General features: G+C 43.5%; 10 protein-coding genes. 9 read left to right on the top strand and 1 reads right to left on the bottom strand.

Annotated features, from left to right (window positions below; translation table 11 throughout):
* Positions 1–16 precede the first annotated feature (16 nt).
* The 8 genes from Q5H80_RS05355 to Q5H80_RS05390 all read left to right on the top strand — a co-directional run bounded on the left by Q5H80_RS05355 (position 17) and on the right by Q5H80_RS05390 (position 14382).
* Positions 17–4510, top strand: a complete 4494-nt coding sequence (locus Q5H80_RS05355) for an amino acid adenylation domain-containing protein (protein ID WP_369809707.1) — start codon at positions 17–19, stop codon at positions 4508–4510.
* Positions 4511–4962: 452 nt separating this feature from the next.
* Positions 4963–5928, top strand: a complete 966-nt coding sequence (gene fepB, locus Q5H80_RS05360; RefSeq protein ID WP_009846399.1) for a Fe2+-enterobactin ABC transporter substrate-binding protein — start codon at positions 4963–4965, stop codon at positions 5926–5928.
* A gap of 39 nt (positions 5929–5967) precedes the next feature.
* Complete coding sequence (locus Q5H80_RS05365; protein ID WP_009846400.1) at positions 5968–7008, top strand: iron ABC transporter permease; 1041 nt, start codon at positions 5968–5970, stop codon at positions 7006–7008.
* Entirely contained in the window at positions 7005–8066 is a 1062-nt protein-coding gene (locus Q5H80_RS05370; protein ID WP_009846401.1) for an iron chelate uptake ABC transporter family permease subunit, read from the top strand. Before Q5H80_RS05365 ends, Q5H80_RS05370 begins: the two co-directional genes overlap by 4 nt.
* 187 nt (positions 8067–8253) lie before the next feature.
* Positions 8254–11469: a condensation domain-containing protein gene (locus Q5H80_RS05375; RefSeq protein WP_304569133.1), complete on the top strand. Its 3216-nt coding sequence runs from the start codon at positions 8254–8256 to the stop codon at positions 11467–11469.
* A gap of 198 nt (positions 11470–11667) precedes the next feature.
* Positions 11668–12480: an ABC transporter ATP-binding protein gene (locus Q5H80_RS05380; protein WP_304569378.1), complete on the top strand. Its 813-nt coding sequence runs from the start codon at positions 11668–11670 to the stop codon at positions 12478–12480.
* 5 nt (positions 12481–12485) lie between these two features.
* Positions 12486–13187 (top strand): 4'-phosphopantetheinyl transferase, encoded by a 702-nt coding sequence (locus Q5H80_RS05385; RefSeq protein WP_304569134.1) that lies wholly within the window; start codon positions 12486–12488, stop codon positions 13185–13187.
* A gap of 163 nt (positions 13188–13350) precedes the next feature.
* The gene (locus Q5H80_RS05390) at positions 13351–14382 is read left to right on the top strand and encodes a potassium channel family protein (protein ID WP_304569135.1); all 1032 of its coding nucleotides are present in this window, start codon (positions 13351–13353) and stop codon (positions 14380–14382) included.
* 117 nt (positions 14383–14499) lie between these two features.
* Here the strand turns inward: Q5H80_RS05390 and Q5H80_RS05395 are convergent, their stop codons facing one another.
* Positions 14500–15069, bottom strand: coding sequence for a UPF0149 family protein (locus Q5H80_RS05395; protein ID WP_009846406.1), 570 nt, complete (start codon positions 15067–15069; stop codon positions 14500–14502).
* 171 nt (positions 15070–15240) lie between these two features.
* Between Q5H80_RS05395 and Q5H80_RS05400 the strand changes: the two genes are divergently transcribed.
* Positions 15241–17697, top strand: a complete 2457-nt coding sequence (locus tag Q5H80_RS05400; protein WP_304569379.1) for a hybrid sensor histidine kinase/response regulator — start codon at positions 15241–15243, stop codon at positions 17695–17697.
* Positions 17698–17702: the final 5 nt, after the last annotated feature.

Genomic DNA, 17702 nt, shown 5'->3' on the forward strand with positions numbered 1-17702 from the left:
GAGTGTGGAAATGAAGATGAGAGAATTGACGACTGTACAGGCTGCTTATTATGTCGGTAGGCAAACAGGCCAATCGATGGGAGGCGTAGCGGCTCATATTTATGCTGAATTTGATGGTGAAAATATCGACTCAGAAAAATTGGCAAGTGCGGTGAGGAAGTTGTACATCAATCATCCTATGTTACGGATGAAAGTTACTTCTGGTGGTCAACAAACCATCGCTCCTTTATCTTCTATTCATCAACTTATCATTGATGATATTGAACACCTTTCACCATCGGCTACCCGTGACTTTTTAATAGAGAAGCGCACTGCTATTACTGACCAGAAACTGGATTTAGACAATGGGCAGGCCGCGCAGATCGGTATCACACGTCATTCTAAAGTGCAGTGCCGTTTGCATATCGACGTAGACATGATTGCTGTGGATGCACAGAGCTTCCGAATCTTAGTCGAAGAGTTGGCTAAGCTCTATAGCGATGAACATCAAGGCAACGAGACACAAGAGAAGAATTCGTTCTTTGAATATTTAGATAAACAAGCGGCGGACAATTACCTCGTAGCTAAACGACAGTCTGATAAGACATGGTGGCAACAACGATTACCAGACATCGCTGGAGCACCTGAGTTTCCGTATGTTAATGGGGATATTGATCGTCAGCATGGGCACAGTCAGCGGTTCACACATCAGTTGACTCAAGAGCAACGGTCTTCGATCGAAGAGTTAGCCAAGAAACACCACTTAACCTTAACCCAACTTTTTCTAACGCTTTTCTCTCAAGCCGTAGGTAGCTCTTGTAACAGCCCTGATTTTCGATTGAATGTGCCGACTTTCCACCGCGGTTTCTATACGAACGATGCAGAGACAACGATAGGTGATTTCTCGAACTTGCTGATCTACAGCGCTAGCTTGAAAGCTCAAGAATCAACGCTTAATCATTGTCGTCGTACTGCCAATCAACTGAACCAATTACTCAACCATGAAAGCTATTCTGGTGTAACGGTGATGCGAGATTTATCGCGTTACTATGGGACCGTGCAAGCATCGCCTATCGTATTTACATCGGGAATGGATGTTGAAGGTGATGATTTATTCTCTGAGGCAGTCACAAAAGTCTTCGGAAAAATGAACTGGGTAATCTCTCAAGGTGCTCAGGTTACATTAGATGCACAAATCGCGCCTGCGTACGAAGGTATTTTTGTCAATTGGGATGTGCGAATGGACGTGTTCCCTAAAGGCTTTGTCGATACCTTGTTTAACAAGTTTATTGCGATTGTTCAATCTTTAGCTGACGAACCTAATAGCATACATAACTCTTTGGAAAGTACGCTCGCTCAGTTAGGTTATGCATGTCCTTCGTTACCCTTAGTTACCTCTTCTCCAAAGCCTTTAACAGAGCTACAAAAATCTTACCTACTCGGTCGCTCTACTCATATCCCTATGGGTGGCACTGCGATGCATGAATTCCGGGAATACCGAGGGAAAATAGAATCGAGCTTAGTTGAGTCTCGCCTCGAATCATTGGTAAAAAAGTACGATGCGTTACGGATGCACATCGATGAGAACAAGCTTGTTCAGCAGGTGTCGTCTAAGGTGACTTTGAATTTTGACTCCCACGACTTTCAACACTTGTCGATTGAGCAAGCGCTAGAGAGAGTTGGTAAAATTCGTCAAGTGAGTAATCACACGATGCACGACCTGTCGAAGTCGCCATGGCGTGTTTCTGTTATTCAATTGCCTGACTCTGATATCGGTTATCAGACCATTGTCTTTACCAGTTTTGATGCATTAATTGTTGATGGTAGAACACACTCCCTGATTCTTTCTGAATTATTGAAAAAGAATAGCGGGCAGTTGCATGAGCTCTGTGCTAACAGCACTGAGATTAATCACTTTGATAGTGAACATGATATTGCCAAAAGGGAGGCAGATATGTCGTTCTGGCAAAGTAAGCTTGACCCAGAGTGCGCGCCACCTTCACTTCCATGGAAACAGCGATTGGATCATATAAAGGCTTCGCGTTACCAGCGAGAAAGCATTGTTATAGACAAAACTGCATTAACTCAGTTAACGATGGCGAGTGCAGCCAACAGCTTGTTTTTGAACTCAGCACTCTCTGCTCTTGTTCTTGAAGGGATGTCGTATTGGACGACAGAACAAGAGATGAGAGTTGGTTTTCCGGTAGCGATCCCACAAAGCGATCAACCTCTTGGTAATGGTTCGACGTTCGTGATTTTGGAGTACCGAAAGAATGAAGGCAGCTTGCTAGAGCGAGCACAGGGTATGCAAAATGATATGTTTGAGGCGCTTGATCATCTCGACTTTTCTGGTGTTGATATCAATCGTCAGTTAATGACTTCGCGAACCAGTTCATTGGCTTTACCTGTTGTAGTGACGAATGGTCTAACTTGGGATGCATTATCCGATGACGATGAACTCGTCTTCTTTGATGGTATCACCCAAACCCCTCAAGTCGCGTTAGATATCCGCCTTAATTTTGATGAAAGGCGAAATCTAGTATTGAGTTTTGACTATGCGGTTGACGCACTAGATAAACGAGTGGTTGTCTCCATTCTTGAATCGATAGAGCGTCACATTGAGACCGTATGTGAGACCCATGATTTTGACATCCCTTCACATAAGGTACTCAACCTTGAACACTATAAATTGAACTGTGATGTAAAAGAGTTTGAATGTTCCAAGTTCTTATCCAAGATAGCGCGTAATCTTGCGGAAAAGGCGAGTGATGATATCGCGGTCATTTGTGGTGAACGGCATATCAGCTACAAGGCATTTGGGGAGGACGTCCATAAAGTGATGCAGCATATTGCTCACCTTGGCTTGAAGCAAGGTGATGTGTTGGCCATCTGTTTGCCAAAGAGCCCTGAGCATTTAGTGATGACGATTGCCTGTTCATTATCAGGGATTATATGGGTGCCTATCGATGCTTCATCACCAGAAGAGCGTTTGGATTACCTACTGAGTAATTGCAATGCCAATTTAGTGGTAACTAACCAAACGTCACAGCGTAAAAATTCAGTGCTCTATCAAGCACTATTGCAACCTGTTGAGCAGACTTATCCATCACTCTCCAATACGGACTTAGAGGTGCTTAGTCAAAGTGAGCATGGTGCTTATTATCTGTATACATCGGGAACAACAGGTAAACCTAAATGCGTTGTAGTGAACAGCAGAGCAACTTCCAATGTCATCGGGGAAACGTGTAAAGCTTGGCAAATAAAGTCTGAAGATGTGTTGATGTGCGTAACGCCGTTCCATCATGATCTCTCTGTGTTTGATATCTATGCTTCGTTTACTTGCGGGGCAACCATTGTATTACCAGAGGCTGGTGAAGAAAAAGACGCGATTCGTTGGAATCAATTGGTTGAGAAGCACCGTATTACTATTTGGCAGTCAGTTCCGGCATTGATGGAAATGTTGTTGTCTTGTATGCAGGGTGAAAAACTCAAATCTCTACGCTTAGTTTGCCAAGGGGGGGATTACGTTAAACCTAAAACGATTGATGAACTTAGAGCGCTGGAGCAAGATATTCGCCTTGTCTCAATTGGTGGTCCTACCGAAACCACGATATGGAGTATCTGGCACTTTGTCACCGACGAAGACAAATCGGTTATTCCTTATGGCAGGCCTTTCCCTGCAAACCAGTACTTTATTATGGATGGATTGGGTAAACATGTTCCACAAGGAGTAGCAGGTCGGATCATGACAGTAGGAGTAAACCTGGCGTCAGGGTATTTAGCTGATGGAGAGCTTACACAAACTGATTTTGTGACGATAATTGATGATCTAGGTAGTGAGGTCAGAGCGTTTAGAACCGGTGATCTAGGCTATTATCGTGAAGATGGCACCATTATTTTTGCTGGTCGGGTTAATGGCTATGTGAAGGTTAGGGGCGTCCGTGTGTCGTTACCCGATATTGAGAAAGAGTTAAATCGCTGCCCACTGATTGAGCAAGTTTTGATTGTCGACTATACCGAACGTAATGGAGACGTAGCGTTAGGTGCGATCTATAAAGTGGCGGATGGCCAAGTCGCTAATGCTGCTGCTATTCGTGACTTTGCACAGCAATGCTTACCAAACTCCCATGTACCTTCTCAGTTACTTGAATTAGATAAACTGCCTCTCTCTCGAAATGGAAAGTTTGACCGGATTCAAGCGCGAGAAGAGTTGGTTCGTTCAATGACTCAGACGGTGAGCTCTCCACAACTCGCTTCAGCTTCTGTTACTCAGAACAATGAGAAACCGAACAACGCTAAAACGACGTTAACGACATCAGAATTTGGGTCGATTATCGAAGCTTATGAGCAAGTGACGGGAAAACATTTAGAAGGTTTTAGCGAGGAGAGTGCGTTTCTGTCGCTTGGTTTAAAGCCATCTCACCTAAAAGGTGTAGCAGAGAAACTGAGTAAAACGTTTGAGCGTAAGGTGTTTACACGCAAGTTGATTAAATGTCGGAACGCAAAAGAGGTTGCCGACGAGATTTTATAATCACTTTAATAAACCTTCCAGAGAAAGCCGAGCGAATAAAGTTCGGCTATTTTATTTAATTGGAGGGTGTGTTGTCGTGTTAGCCCGGTAAGTTAATTTTTGTTGGTCACGAAATGCAAAGGTTACTACATGTCGATTTAACGGTGCGATGTACGTTAGTTGGGTTATTTAAGTTATTTACTTATAAATTGCTTAAAACGAAATTATGCTAATGTATCCGCTAGCGAAAACCGGATTTATCTTGATTGTTCTATATGAATATAGTTAGCATATGCTTAATGGCTTAATGGCTTAATGGCTTAATGGCTTAATGGCTTAATGGCTTAATGGCTTAATGGCTTAATGGCTTAATGGCTTAATGGCTTAATTCAGAAAAGTTATTCAGACTCAAATTCCCAGTAGCAAGACCATTTAATTCACTAAACGCAGACTAAATAAAGTGTAAATAGTAAATGAGAATCAATATAATTTTTAAAATCATTGTTGTTTTTTTGATTTCAGCTTCGGCTTCTGTTTTTGCAGAAACCGAAATGACATCTCAAAATACTTATCCCAAGACTTTCGTTAATGCGGATGGCTCACAGACAGTGATCCCATCTAAACCGACTCGAATCCTTTCTACCTCGGTGACGATTAGTGGGACGCTACTGGCGATTGATGCTCCTTTAGCCGCAACTGCACTCACTTATGAAGGGAAGTTTTTTAGTCAATGGGCAGATATTGCTGAACAGAGAAGCGTGGAAAAGGCATGGCCTGCCGGCAGCGTTGATTTAGAGTCTGCCTATATCTATGAACCTGATTTGATTGTTGTAGCATGGCGCGGTGGTGATTCGGCGAGAGATCAAATAGCTGAATTTAAGCAAATAGCACCAACCATTATTTTGGATTACACCGCACAATCATGGCAAGACTTGGCTTTGAGGCTTGGACAGGCTACAGGGTTAGAAGAACAAGCCCAACAAAAAATTAGTCAGTTTGAGTCGTTCGTTAACCAGAGTAAAAATAAACTACAGATACCCGAAGGCGAAACAAATATTGTGGCGTATTTTGGACCTGGAGCTACCAATGCTATCGCTTTAGAGGACGGCGTTCATGCGGACTTGCTCACTGATCTTGGTTTTAAAATGGAAGTGCAAAATCGTCAATGGCATGACAACACCGTGCCTTTATCAGACTTTATGCGCGTCCACTTTGAACTGCTGACTCAACTTAAAGCCGATACGACATTTTTGCTAGAAGCGAGTGACGACAGCGCTAATCGATTCATGCATGACCCAATCTTGATCAACCTTCCATCCGTCCAGAATAAACAAGTCTTTGGCCTAGGTGAGAATTCATTTCGTATCGATATGTATAGTGCCACTGAAATCGTTAACGACATTGTTCAGCTTTTTGAACGAGATACAAATGCAGGTTAATGGCTAATGTCAATGGAAAATGGGTAAAGGATGTCCGTGATGACAAGTATTACTGGTCCTGCAGAAGCATTTGAACAGATAAGAAATGGACAACGACGACGATGGTTGATGGCGGGATTCGTGTTGTTATTTTTTACCTCGTGTTTTAGCCTTTTTATCGGCACGCATTACATATCGCCGGTAGTGACTTTGGATGCGATTTTTTCTTTTGATCCAACCAACAGTGATCATCTATTGGTTGTCCATCTTCGAATTCCGCGCACCTTGTTAGCTTTAGTTGTTGGCGGTGCGCTTGGTGTTGCAGGCGTTATCATGCAAGGCTTAACTCGTAACCCATTAGCAGACCCTGGGATACTCGGTGTCAATGCGGGGGCGACAGTTGCCATAGTCTCAGCGATAGCCTTTCTGGGCATCCATGATATGGCCTATGTGATGTGGTTTGGTTTACTTGGGGCGACTGTTTCCGGAGCGGGTGTGTTTGCCCTTGCTGGGGTAAATAAAGGGGTTAACCCTGTAAGAGTTGTATTGGCGGGAACAGCTTTGTCAGTTGTGTTGCTTGCACTGACTCATATGATCACAATAAACAGCAATGAAATGGTGTTTGAACAATATAGACATTGGGCTGTGGGGTCATTTCAAGGGCGAGGTTACGATGTCTTGATCCCGGCTGCCATGTTAATAGCCATTGGATTAGTAATCGCATTTTCATTAAGTAAAGCCTTGGATACTGTCTCGTTAGGGGACGATATTGGTCACGCCTTAGGTGTTAACCCGATCAAAATATGGTGTTTTGCTTCTATTGCTATTGTGGTTTTAGCGGGGACCTCTACTGCGGCGGCTGGTCCTATCAGCTTTGTTGGTCTTACTGCCCCTCATATTGCAAGGATGGCGGCGGGGTCGGATCATAAATGGTTGATGCCTTTTTCTTTACTGATTGCATCCATTCTGGCGGTTGTCGCCGATGTGCTAGGCCGGATCGTCGGGTATCCCAATGAGATCAGTGTAGGCATTATGATTGCTCTAATCGGCGGGCCATTCTTTGTATTCTTAGTGAAACGTTGGAAGATATCTCCCCTATGATGATTGAGCCTTACACTCTTCAAAATTCTGGCTCGGGAAGTGTTGTACGCTTCGGTCAGTTTTCTTTCTGTTATCAACCGTCTCATATACTTGTCGCTTTGATTTTGTTGATATCAGTTTGCGCTATTGCAACTTATTCCATGACATTGGGTAAGTTTAATATCTCGTTGCCTCAAGTGGCCGATATCATTCTTGGGGTTGGAGAGGGGGGCGTAAAAGATCGAATAATTCTTAACATAAGACTACCTAAGGTTCTTACTGCGGTCTTTGTTGGGGCTGCGTTAGGCATTTCTGGTGCGGTATTTCAATCGGTATCAAGAAATGCTCTTGGTTCTCCAGATGTCATTGGCTTCACTACGGGGGCTGCGACCGGTGCAATTGCTCAAATAGTTTTGTTTGAGCAAGGGGCAATAGAAGTTGCAATCGCGGCGATAGTCGGCGGAGTAATCACGGCCGTTATCGTTTACTTACTCGCGGTAAAAGCAGGAGTGGTTGGAGGATATCGCTTAATACTCACTGGTATTGGGATCGGGTCCATTTTGAGTGCGCTGAACAGCCTGATGTTAGTTAAGGGTAATTTGGACAATGCCATTTTGGCTAATCTATGGCTTGCAGGATCACTGCATGCTAGGACATGGACACATGTTTATCCTGTACTTATAGGGGTATTTCTCCTCCTCCCTTTTATGATGATGCTAAAGCGTGCGCTTGCCATGATAGAGATGGGGGATGACATCGCAACTCAGCTGGGTATCCGAGTAGAGCGAGTCCGTCTTTCTATGATTTTCTTTGCTGTGGTCTTAGCCGCATTCGCGACAGGAGCTGCTGGGCCTATTGCCTTTATTGCCCTTGCTGCTCCTCAATTAGTTGGTCGATTGAGAAAGTCGCGAGCATTATCCTTGTTCTCCTCAGCTCTTATGGGCGCTTTGTTGGTCTTAACTGCGGACGTTTTAATTCAATGGTTGCCTTTTCAAGCAAGCGTGCCGATAGGCAGGATGACGGGTATTGTTGGTGGCATATATTTAATTTGGCTATTGACCCGATCTCGCCAGTTTTAAGCATCGGTACACATATATCAATCAACGCAAATGAGAATGCTTTACATTAAGCTTTATTGGGAATAAAGTAAGCCACTGATTTTAATAAGCGTAGAGCTTAGAGCCTCCCCCAGAATACTTGTACTTTAAAGGCAGCTTTAGCTTCAAAAAGGACAGTTCTGAATTCTTTCAGACAGGAGAAAGGAACATGATATTTAACTCGCATCACTCGAAGGAAAAGAGTGGATTTGGCAACGCAGTGACAGATTTTGAAGAACGAGTTTGGATGCACCATCAGCAGCATGAAGATTCTGCTCAATACTCAGCTGCTTACCGTCTAGCAGGGGAAGTCAACATTGGTCGCTTGGTTTCTTCGTTGAGTAAACTTTCTCAATTCGTCCCATCCCTTAATGTTTGTTATCAATTTGATGAGGATGCAGGTTTAGTTAAATTTCACGGTAATGAATTTTCTCAGACGATTAATATTGAAGCTGTTGATTCAGTTCAAGATGCTATTTCCCACCTGCAAGCTAATCAATCAACCCCTATAGCGCTGGAATCTCAGTCAGGAATCCAATTTACGGTTTACATTTGCGCAGAGCAAGATGTGGTGTTAGGTGTAGTTTCTCACCAAATTTTGAGTGGTGAAGTGTGCTGGAAAGAAATATTCGAAGTTGTGAGTGCTTTATATAATCATGGCCTTTGCACCATAGAGCAGAGAAAGCAGCCCACAAAGATAGGAGGTTTCACGCCAATTCAAAAGCTTGAAGCTCTTTCGACATCTTGTTTGCCATGGATTAAGCGTTCTACACAGGATATTGACTTAGTACAAACCGGTGTCAGTGAAAATGTTTGTTCGTATTTACAAGCATCAGTACCACGTAAGTTTACGACTTCTATTCAAAGAGAGACCTTCGAGAATCGCCTTGGTAGGACGATGAACGAAGTAGAAATCCTCGCAGCTACTGCGGTGCTGTTCGCTCGTTACATCACCGAGTCTAATGATCTCGATAGTCTTGATGTGTTCATGCCGGTTGATATCAGTCAGAAAAATCGAGAAATTAGTGGCGCGATGATTGAGACTGGTTTGACTTATCTCTGTTTAGGGCAGCCAATTTCAGACTTAGGCCAAGCTGTTGGCGACCTTACTATGAGGCTAACCGCTGCTCAGTCTCAGACCATCGAGTCAACAGAGTTTTCTCAATCAGCAGCTTTAGTGACTTGGCTTGTAGATCCGGCTGACTATTTGTCACTTGATGATGTTGAGGCTGTGAAATTACCGACTGCACCGCTTCATCCGAAGTTTGAAATCTCTCTTGCGGTTGGCATTAACCGACAAGGTGCCCTGTCATTTGAGTTAGTTACGGGGGCAACGGTTTCTCCTCACTTAGGAGCGTTTCTATTTGAGCAATTTATTGCGTACATTGATGGTCAAAAAGTCACTAAACCTGCATTGGCAAAGCAGGATGTAAAAGCAGCACCTTTGGTGAATGAAAATGCCGAGCCAGTTTCAATTTTTGAAAAGACAATACTCGCTGAATTTAGAGATGCACTTTCTATAGAAAGCATGAACAAAGACGATGACTTCTTTGATTTTGGTGGTCATTCGCTTATTGGTACTCGAGTCATTGGTCGCTTGTTGAAGGACCATGGGATTGAAGTGAGCATTGAAGACTTATTCACCTACCGAACTGCGACTGAACTGGCTAAGCACGCTAAGCCAATAAATCCCACGGTTATGCCGGCATCAGTTGAAGCATCAAGTCCCGTTTCTGAGATAAATTCTACTGCCGAACTCATTTTGGCTGAGTTTAAAGAGGCTTTAGCTTCGGATACGATGACCGCAACGGACGATTTCTTTGACTTCGGAGGGCACTCATTGATTGCAACTCGAGTTATTGGTCGATTACTGACTCACCATGGTATTGAAATCAGCATTAATGATCTTTTTGGCAACCCGACGGCTCAATCGCTTGCCGAACAAGCTGTGCCGAAAAGTACCGAGTTTCTTGAGTCTTCGGCATCTCTTTCCGATGTTGGTTCTTCGCTTGCTCCATTGTCACTCGCTCAGAATTCTCTGTGGAAGGCGATTCCCAAATACGCCAAATTTGGACTCAATACGATTTTTAACTTGCCGTTTGTTTTACGCTTTTTCGATGAATTGGATGAAGTGGCTTTTGGGGAAGCTTGCCGCGATATTCTAGTTCGTCATGCCACTCTAAGAAGCCATTTTTATGAACATGATGGTAATCCATGCCAACAAGTGGTTGATGTCAGTGACATCGGCAATTACAAATGGTTTTGGACTTCAGATGAATGTGAAATCGAAGATAGGGATGAGTTTCTTAAACAAGAGGCAATCCATCCCTTTGATTTAGAGAATGAGTTCCCTCTTCGAGTAAGATTCATCCGTTGCAAGGATACGGGGCAGCAGTTCTTGTCCTTCTTGTTCCACCATATTGTTCAAGATGAATGGTCAGTGAATTTGATGATGGATGAGCTTAATTTAGCTTATAAACTGCGCGTTCAAGGTCAATCACCGGAATGGAGACATGAAGCTCTTCCAATGCACGAGTATGCTCGTATGCAGAGAGGTTCTGGAACACATCAGAAGCACCTCGATTATTGGTTGGATAATCTAAAAGATGTGCCTTGGTCTACTCCTATATTCCCTAAGAATCACCCTTTATCAGAGAAAGCGGATCCTCAAGGGCCTAAAGGTGGTTGGGTTATCGTTGAAATTGAAGATAACGTAAGGGATGGGTTATATGCACTTGCCAAGCAGCAAAGCGCATCTTTATTCAATGTCGTCTATGCGTCTATTGCTGCGGCACTAAATGCTGTTGGTGCACCCAATAAGCTCATAGTAGGAACCTCGGCTTCGGGCCGACAAGACGTTGAGTATTACGACACGATAGGTTACTTCACCACCGTAGTGGCGCATTTAGTGAATTTTGAACGCGTCCGTACGGTGGCTGAACTGGTAGCCCAAGTGAAACATACGATTAATGATTCTATGCCATATGGAGATATTCCTATCGACCTTATTGAAGAAGGTTTGGTTGGGGGGGATCCCGATGTGGACGGGCACATGTTTGAAGTCTTCATTCAACTTCATGCTAAAAGTAAATTTAGTGGTGCTTTCGAATTGTCTAATGGTGACAAAATCAACTTCCAGCAGGTTGATTCAGATCGAAGCGAATCTGGTTTAGGACTTCAGTTCGAAGTGTTAGAAGAAACCGTCAATGATGAGCAGGTGCTACGTGTAATGATGAGCTACCTTACTGAAAACTACAGTCAAGCTCAGGTTGATCTTCTGTGTGACACACTAAGAGCTCTGTTTGCAGAATTTGCTTTGAGCTCAAAGGGTGATCAGTTGCTCGAAGCAATCAAAGACCGCGTGGTTGACCCCGCAATGTTATAAAACCGTAGGTAGATTACTCGTCCAAGAAACCATGCGTAACCTTGAGCAGCATCAAGTCTATTCTTGATGCTGCGCTTTCCTAAGTAACTGAATAGCTAGAGCTAATGAGTTAAGTAATCAAACAGCTAATTAGCTAAATAAGCAAATAGCTACAGGTTACTTAGGGGATATTGTTTAACTTAAATGAATCAGAAGTTTATGAGCCTATCGACACCGGTTAAATCCAACATTACGTCTCGACTAAACGGAAATAACCTTAAACTTGCATACGAGAATCGCGTTATTTGTGACAATCTCGAACTTCATATTCCTGAAGGTAAATTTACGGTCATTGTCGGACCCAACGGATGCGGAAAGTCTACCTTATTGAGAAGCTTGTGCCGCTTGTTGAAACCTTCTCAAGGTGAAATTTGTCTTGATGGTCAGAATATTCAAAAGGTGCCAGCTAAAGAGTTGGCGAGAGAGTTAGGGTTACTGCCGCAAAGCTCACAAGCTCCTGAAGGGATTCGAGTCGTTGATTTGGTGGCAAGAGGTCGTTACCCGCATCAAAAACTGTTTAAGCAGTGGAGCTTAGATGATCAAGAGGCGGTCTTCCAAGCGATGGAAGATACTGGTGTCACCGATTTGGCCGAGAGGCAGGTCGATGAACTTTCAGGAGGTCAGAAACAACGAGTTTGGATCGCCATGGTATTAGCACAAAAGACACCGATAGTGTTACTTGATGAGCCGACAACTTATTTGGACGTCGCACACCAGATTGATTTGTTGGAGTTGTTCCGTAGCCTCAATAGAGAAAAAAAACACACTATCGTTGCCGTGCTGCATGATTTGAATCAAGCCTGTCGTTATGCGGATCACCTGATTGCATTTGCTGGTGGAGAAATTGTCGCGCAAGGCGAACCTAAGTCTTTAATTGACGCCAAACTCGTTAAGCAAGTATTTGGCTTAGATAGCGTTATTATTGATGATCCTGTAAGTCATACTCCATTGATTGTGCCTCTGGGGAAGTAACTCGTATGACTTTTTTGTCAGGTTTGCAATTGCTCACCTTTGGCTCGCAAAATATTAAGGTTTGGCAGTACCACTTTGAACGACAAAGGTATACAGATTGCCTTTTTCAAGAACTTGACGTCGCGTTACCAAATGAAATGAAGCGTGCAGTAACTAAACGAAAAGCGGAGTTTATTGCCGGTCGCAGGGCGGCATTGCACGCATTACGCATTGAAGGGTGTGATTGCCTCGAACTGCCCATCGGTGAACACCGATCACCGGTTTGGCCCGAGGGTTGGATTGGAAGCATTTCTCATACCGATGATCTAGCGGTAGCGACGGTCAGTTCATTAAGTGACGTGAGCCTTGTTGGTTTGGATGTTGAAGAGCTCATCAACGAAAACCAGGTTATGTCACTCATGCCTATGTTTGTTAGCCCTCAAGAAATAAAGCACTTAGCCAGGACTCACCTTCCCATCCAATGGTTTGTCACCTTAGTGTTCTCTGCTAAGGAAAGTATTTTTAAAGCCATCTATCCCTATGTTAAGACCTATTTAGAGTTCAGCGACTCGAAGCTAATGAGTGTCGATATGGATAAAGGCGAGGCACATTTTCAACTGTGTGAACGCGGAGAAAAGGCGTTTGGCGAAGCACTAAATCTCTGTGTGTATTTCTTTTTTAAGCAAGGTAAAGTTTATACATTGGTACGCGAACCTCGCCAAGCTTGATTTGATCCAAGAAATTGTTTGTATATATTTCTAAGTCTTTTTGTACCTAAATGTGGACTATTGGCATTATTTTGGGCTCATGTGCCTTTTTCTTAAGATACATCTTGTTGATATCATTTATTTTTTCTAGCATGTAACTAAGAGAAATGGATTAGAGGCTCTAATGATAATCTGGTTACAACTCAAACGTTGGGTCAAAGCGAATATCTTTGTTTTGAATGGTAAAAACCTACTGTTTACTTTCCTCGGCTACGTGTTTTTATCATGGTCGACATTGTATTTAGCGGGTGAAACGGACTTAACCAACTCGTTTACTACATTTGCATACTATTTAGTCGTGACGGCTTCTACGGTTGGTTATGGCGATTTGTCCCCGACGACGGAAGTGGGTCGATGGATTGTTATTCTGTTTGTTATTCCAGGAGGACTCAGCCTTTTCGCTGCTTTACTGGGTAAGGTGGCAACAGAAGGTGTTGAATATTGGCGAGCGGGCTTGTTAGGTAAAAGGAGAGTTAGAGTGGAAAACCACATTTTGATGTTGGGGTGGAATGAACAAAGAACCATTCATCTCATCCGTATGCTGCAACATGAAGAAACGGGCAAGCGACCAATCGTATTATGTACGCGTTCAGATATCGAAAATCCGTTACCCGGTGAGATCAATTTCGTTAAGGTAAACAGCTACACCGATGGCAAAGAGATGGAGAAAACGGGTATTGAGTCAGCTAGCTGTATTCTTATTGATAATCCTGAAGACGACATAACACTATCTGCAGCGCTTTATTGTGCGAACCGAAACCCTCAAGCCCACCTTTTGGTTTACTTTAAAGACGAGGCGTTGAGCGATTTATTGCATCAACATTGCCCAAACTCTGAATGTATTCCGGCAGTGGGTGCCGAAATGCTGGCTAAAGCTGCGGTTGATCCCGGTTCAAGTGCACTTCATCAAGAGCTTTTAAGCTCAACCAGAGGTATGACACAGTATTCGACGTATTACCCTAAAGATGTCGAACCTGTAACCGTCGCGCCTATTTTCTCTGTATTTAAAGAGAAGTATAAAGCAACGCTGATCGCGATTGATACGGGGAGTGGTATAGAGCTTAATCCGGAGTTAGATCAAGTTGTCAGCAGCGGCACTAAGTTGTTTTACATTGCCGATGAGCGAATTGATCATTTCGATTGGAAAGGCTTTTAGACGTCTATTTAGTGTCGCCTGAAACGAAAGAAGGCCCCATTGTGAGGCCTTCTTACTATCGTTCGATATAGCGTAGCTTATTTCTCTTATATCTCTCGCTTTAGAGATAATGGAAAATTATTGAGCTTCGGCTAATGCGATACCGCGTTGCGTTAACCCGCAAAGCATCACAGGCACAGCGTTAAAGATCTCTTCAAATTGCTCGAGACCTTCAATGCCTTGCTCAGCAAGCGTAGCAATGGAAGTTTCTGGGTCGTAAAGCATGCTTAGTGAAAGCAACACGCCGCCGACCAATGCGTTGTCTTCGCTGTCTTCGGGCATCAGTGTTTCCCAATCATCACGGGCTATCTGCCAGCCTTGAAGTAAGCCTTCACAAAAATCGCGAGCTGCTGTATTTACAACTTCTGCATCATCTAATTGACAAGCTTCAGGCCATACCCAAGTACCTTCGATCAGTTCTGGGCGGGTTTTGTTCCAAAGCGCGATGATAACTTCAATGTAGCTTTCCAGCTGTTCACCGTCAGTAAAAGGTGCGACTTCTTCGCCACCCCAAAGGAACGGTAGCCATTCATGAGGGGTTAACACATTTGGAGCGGCTGCCATTGCAGTGACAAAGCCCATGGTTTTGTGTTCTGTGATTAGCTTTCCTTCCAACTCTGGAAGCGCAAGAATATCTTGTAAAGTCAAAGTGAGGTACCGTAAAAGGGAACATATTTGCGCTTATAGTACCAATGAACTTGCGCCAATCAAGCTTCAATCTAAAAACGCTTGATGTCATTAGTGATAAACACTAGGTTAAACAGAAAAGAAAATAACAAGATAATTATGCAAATACGGTCGTCTCTTAAGAAAAAAAGTATGGTAGCGCTTGGTGTATACCTCGCAATGTTCATCGCCATTGTCGGCAGTGTGACGTATTACGTCGTAGAATCACCTGTGCGCGCTAAGTTGCAGCAAAACCTCGACTTACGTACACAACTGTTATCGGAGTTGATTACAGAGCCCCTCAGTAATTCTGAAGGTTTTGTTGATAGTTTAGTTGGTTTCGCTCAGGCACAACGCCGCGATGCTGATGTCATACCGCTATTTATTAAGTCAATGTTGGCGGCGAGCGATGACACAATCGTCAGCGCCGGTATTTGGCCAGAACCACATACATTGAATCCTAATAAAATCCTTAACAGTTATTTTTTCAACAAAGCTGATGATGGAGAGGTTGATCAGCTATCTTCTTATAACAACCCCAAAAATACACCTTATCAAAACGAATACTGGTATACCTCTGTAGTAAACAAAGAGCAGGGAATCATTGCATGGAGTAATGTGTATATTGATCCATATACACATGTTCAAATGATCACGGCCTCTTCACCTTACTATTACGATGGTACCTTTGCTGGTGTCGCGACGGTGGATCTCTCGCTTGAAGAGTTACTGGGCTTTATTAAGAACCACGCGGAAGAGTACAACCTTGGTATTACGTTAAGAGACAAACTCAACCAAGTGTTGGTTTCTCATAACTTCAATCTCGTTGATGGGATTTATATTAGTAGTAACCAATTTGGAGGGTTTGGATGGCAAGTGGATGTCGTCAACTCAAAATCACGAGTAGCAGACGAAGTGTTTCGTCAGGTAATGAGCGTTGAAGGCGGTATTGTGCCGCTGTTGTTATTGTGTGTCATGGCAGGTTATTACTTACTGAACCGCTATTTGATAAGCCCAATCACAACGATTGCCGCCCAAGTTGATAGTTCTAAAGCGGGCGAGATCATTGATGTTGACTACTCTAGTGATGATGAAATCGGTCACTTAATCAAAACCTTCAATGAAAAAACCATCTATCTCGAAGCTGAGAAGGTTAAAGCTCAAGCATCAACCAATGCCAAAACGGCCTTTCTTGCGACCTTGTCACACGAAATTCGTACCCCGATGAATGGTGTATTGGGAACGGCTCAGATCTTACTAAAAACCCCTTTGAGTACTGAGCAAGAGAAGCATCTTAAGAGCCTGTATGACTCGGGTGATCACATGATGACGTTACTCAATGAGATCTTGGACTTTTCAAAGATAGAGCAGGGCCGATTAGATCTCGATGAAACACGATTCCCGCTTGATTCAATCATTGGCAGTATCAACAGTGTTTATTACACATTGTCTTCCGAGAAAGGGCTTCAATTCAAGGTGTACTCCGAAGTGCCTTCTGGCCGTTGGTACTTCTCAGACAAAGCACGCCTTCGCCAAATTTTGTTTAACCTGTTAAACAACGCCGTCAAGTTTACCTCTCGAGGCTTTGTCGAGGTGTACCTTAAAGAAGTCGTAGAGGGGAGTGACACCTACCTTAGTATTCGAGTTCGCGACACCGGAATTGGGATATCTAAAGAAGCACAAAAACGTATTTTTAAACCCTTTGAACAAGCTGAGTCTTCGACGACAAGACGCTTTGGCGGTACTGGTCTTGGATTAGCGATTGTAAAGAAAATTGCTCAGCTGATGGATGGCAGTATTAGCGTCACCAGTGAAGAAGGGATAGGCACAAGCTTCGATGTTCGCTTGAAGATTAAGCCTTGCCAGCCTGGTGAAATAGAGAGCTTACCGCATAAAAAGTTAGATTACTCTGGTTTGAAGGTCCTGATTGTCGAGGATAACCGAACCAATACCGTCATCATTGAAACCTTCATGAGCAGTAAAGGCTTCACTTGTAAGTGCGTCGAAAATGGTGAACTTGCGATACAAGCAGTGGTGGCCGAGCGCTTTGATTTGGTCTTGATGGATAATCATATGCCAGTGATGGACGGCGTTGAATCAACTACTGCGATTCGAGCTTTGATAGGCGAGATATCATCGGTACTGGTGTTTGGTTGTACGGCTGATGTCTTTAAAGAGACCCGCGAACGTATGCTTGGTGCGGGTGTGGATTATATTATTGCCAAGCCAATTGATGAGCGTGAACTGGATGATGCGTTGTTCCGCTATTCGAACAAGCTTTACCAATATCACGAAGTAAAAACTCATGATATTGATAGCCTGGACGTAGAAAAACACGATTCAAAAAATAAAAGTGAGTCATTACCTAAACCTGATCTGCGAAACAAAGATAACACCGAAGAGCTACTCGTCACACTGTACGTAGCGCTCGAAGATAATAACTTAGGGCTGATTAAGTCAGCCTTAGAGAGATTGCGTGTTCATGCTGAACCTATGAAAAATGCAGAACTCACAGATCAAGTTGATAAAGCCTTAGAGCAGGTTTCTCTCGGCTCTCTTCCTGATCAAGAGATCATAAATGTGATTACTGTAAGTCTTCCTATGGCATAACTGTT

The sequence above is a fragment of the Vibrio sp. SNU_ST1 genome, assembly GCF_030563405.1.
GTDB lineage: Bacteria > Pseudomonadota > Gammaproteobacteria > Enterobacterales > Vibrionaceae > Vibrio.